General features: G+C 73.4%; 2 protein-coding genes. Both read left to right on the top strand.

Going from position 1 to position 3,657, the window contains the following annotated elements:
* Window positions 1-187: 187 nt before the first annotated feature.
* The gene (locus AC2W7G_RS11485; RefSeq protein ID WP_485868550.1) at window positions 188-2,818 is read left to right on the top strand and encodes an OmpL47-type beta-barrel domain-containing protein; all 2,631 of its coding nucleotides are present in this window, start codon (window positions 188-190) and stop codon (window positions 2,816-2,818) included.
* Window positions 2,815-3,657, top strand: an 843-nt coding sequence (locus tag AC2W7G_RS11480) for an Ig-like domain-containing protein (protein WP_485868549.1), incomplete at its 3' end; no start/stop codon positions are given. The genes AC2W7G_RS11485 and AC2W7G_RS11480, both read left to right, overlap by 4 nt.

Raw genomic sequence — 3,657 nt, 5'->3', positions numbered from 1 at the left:
GGTGGCGGTCGCGCGCCACCCGCGGGCGGGGGGCCGCAGTCTTCCGGGGTTCTCGTTGACCGGGGTCGGGGCCCGCTGAACGGTGAGAGGGCCGCCCGACCCCGCTCCCTGCTGAGCCGGACGGCGACCGTCCGGCCCGTCGGCGACGTCCACCCGGCGGCGGGCTCCAGCAGAGAAGGAGCACCCCGTGCACTCGACATCCATCCCCCGCGCCCGCTCCGCGCGCGCCTCGACGTCCCTCGTGGCCGTCGTCGCGCTCGTGGCGGGCTTCCTGGCGGTCCTGGTGACCGCCGGGCCGGCTCAGGCAGCCGGACCCGTCACCGTGAGCCTCACCTTCGACGACGGCAACGTCGACCAGAAGACGGCCGCCGCCCTGCTCAAGGCCCGCGGCCAGGTCGGCACGTTCTACGTCAACTCCGGCACGATCGACGACGCCGGCTTCATGACCAAGGCCGACCTGCTCGCGCTGCAGGCCGACGGTCACGAGATCGGCGGCCACACGGTCACGCACCCGGACCTGGGCACCCTGCCGACCGCCGAGGTGAAGCGGGAGGTCTGCCAGGACCGCTCGACGCTCAAGGGCTGGGGGCTGACCGTCCGCAGCTTCGCCTACCCGTTCGCCTCCATGACGGCGACGGCGAAGCAGACGGTCAAGGACTGCGGCTACAACAGCGCCCGCAACCTCGGCGACATCGCGTCGCGCTTCGGCTGTGCCGGCTGCCCGGCGGCCGAGACGATCCCGCCGGCGGACGCGTTCGAGCTGCGCGCGCTGGACCAGTACGACGACCAGTGGACGCTGGACGACCTCAAGGCCGGCGTGACGAACGCCGAGAACGCGACCGGCGGGTGGGTGCAGTACACCTTCCACCGGGTGTGCGCGAGCGGCTGCGGGGAGCTGGCCGTCTCGCCGGCGGTGCTGGAGCAGTTCCTGGACTGGCTCAAGGCCCGCGGCACCCCCACCCGCACGGTCGGCGACGTCGTCGGCGGCGCGGACAAGCCGGCGGTCGACGGCGGCACCTCCACGCCCAACCCCGACTCCAGCGGCCTGACCAACCCCGGCTTCGAGACGCTCGTCGAGAACAACAAGCCGGTCTGCTGGCAGACCAACGGCTGGGGCAGCAACACCGCCACGTTCGACCTGGTCAGCCCCGGACGCAACAGCGCCCGGGCGGCCCGCATCAAGATGACCGCCTACTCCGACGGCGACGCGAAGTGGACGCCCGCGCTCGACCTGGGCTCCTGCGCGCCCGAGGCGGTCAAGGGAGCCCAGTACACGATCCGCGGCTGGTACAAGTCCACGGTGCCGACCCAGTACGAGGTCTACCTGCGCAACTCGGCGGGCAGCTGGAGCTACTGGACGTCCAGCACGTCGTTCCCGGCGAGCTCGGGCTGGTCGACGGCGTCGTTCACCACGCCGGCCATCCCGGACGACACGACGGGCATCAGCTTCGGCCTCAACATCGGTGCGGTCGGCGAGATCACGGTCGACGACTTCTCGATCTCCCCGACCAAGCCGATCAGCACCGCGACGACGACGCCGGCGGTGCCGGACGGCGCCAACGGCTGGTACCGCACGGCGCCCAAGGTGTCCCTCGCGGTCAACCCGAGCTCGGCCACGCGCGAGTACTCGGTCGACAACGGCGCCTGGCGGACGTACACCGCCCCGGTCACGATCGCCGAGGGAACCTCGACGTTCGCGCACCGCGGCCGCGTGATGTTCACGTCCGGCGACCCGACGACGCTCGCGTTCAAGGTCGACACCGTGAAGCCGACGGCCGCCGCCACGTTCGACGCGGCGACCCGCAAGGTCACGCTCACCGCGCAGGACATCACGTCCGGCGTCGCCACCCGTGAGTACAAGGTCGACGCGGGGGCCTGGACGGCGTACACCGCGCCGGTCCAGCTCGACGGCGCCGCGCACACCGTGACCGTGCGGGCCACGGACACGGCGGGCAACGTCTCGAGCGAGGCGACCGTCACCGCGCCGAAGGCGGCGGTCGTCACCTCGGCCACGGTCGCTCCGGCGGCACCCGACGGCGCCGGCGGCTGGTACGACAGCCGGCCGACGGTGACGCTCTCGGTGGAGTCCGGCGCGCCGGGCACCGTCGTCGAGTACCGCCTGGGCGACGGCGCCTGGACGGCGTACACCGCGCCGATCCAGGTCCCGGACGGCACCACGTCGCTGCAGTACCGCGGTCGTGACGCCTCTGAGACCGAGGCCGCCCACACCCTGGCGCTCAAGGTCGACACCGTGAAGCCGACGCTCACGCCGGCCTGGGACGACGACGCCCGCAAGGCGTCGGTCACCGCGACGGACGCCACCTCCGAGGTGAAGACCCTGGAGTACCGCATCGGCGACGGGGCCTGGACCGCCTACACCGGGCCGTTCGCGGTGGGCACCAAGGCGACCTCGGTCTCCTTCCGCGCGACGGACGGGGCCGGGAACGTCACCACCGAGACGGTGCCGGTCGCCAAGATCGCCCTGCTCAGCAAGGCGTCCCTCGACCCGAAGGACCCCGACGGCCAGGAGGGCTGGTACGTCACGGCCCCGAAGCTCGTCCTGGAGCAGGTGCGCGGCGGCGACGACGCCCACCTGGAGTACTCCACCGACGGCCAGACCTGGACGCGGTACTCCGACCCCGTGACCCTGCCCGAGGGCCGCACGAAGGTCGACTACCGCAGCGTCGACGACTCCGAGACCGAGGCGACGCGCTCGCTGGAGGTCAAGGTCGACACCAAGGCGCCGAAGGTCGAGACGACCTGGGACGCCAAGACCCGCACGGTGACCGTCAAGGGCACGACGACGGGTCCGGCGTGAAGAGCGTCGAGCACCGCACGGGCTCGGGCGCCTGGCAGCCCTACACCGGACCCATCGCGGTCGGTGCGGACGCCAGCGCGGTCCAGGTCCGGGCCACGGACGCGGCGGGCAACGTCTCGCCGGTCAGCACGGTCACGGCTCCCGTCCGGGTGGACGCGGCCACGATCACGCTGAAGGTCCGCGACTCCTCGATCCGGGTCGGCACGAAGCTGTCCGGCACGGTCGCGGTGTCCTCGCAGCGGGGCCGGGCGTCCGGCACCGTGGAGCTGCAGCTGGACGGCCGCCGCGCCGCCCGGGTGACGCTCCGCAACGGCAGCGCGTCGTTCTCCCTGGCGACCGAGGCGGTGTCGGTCGGCTCGCACCGGCTCACCGCGAAGTACCTGGGTGACGCGGTCACCGCGCCGGGCTCGCGCTCGACGACGGTGCGGGTCGACAAGGCCCGTCCGCGGGTCGACCTCAGCGCCCCGAGCTCGGTGTCCGACGGTCGTCGCTTCACCACCCGGGTGAAGGTGTCGGTCCCCGGCACCTCGCTGCGGCCGACCGGCGTGGTCGAGATCCGGCTCGGCGGTCGCAAGGTCGCGACCCTGCGGCTCGCCGACCGGGACCGCGGACGCGTGAGCGTCCGGCTGACGGCTCCGCGGCGCGAGGGCCGGTACACGCTGAGCGCGTCGTACCGCGGGTCGCGCGCCGTCACCTCCGGGTCGGACTGGGTCCGGCTGCGGGGTGCGGTAGTCCCACCGGCGACGGCCCGTGCCCTCCGGGGGCGCGGGCAGTCGTCGTGCGTCAGGTCCGGCGGCGCGGTGCCGACTCGGCTCGCGGCAGCGTCCGCGCCCGCGGTC

The sequence above is a fragment of the Aeromicrobium sp. PFPM2_SD2 genome (assembly GCF_057364525.1).
Note: the sequence above shows the minus strand (reverse complement) of the source record. Positions and strands in the feature narration are given on the sequence as shown.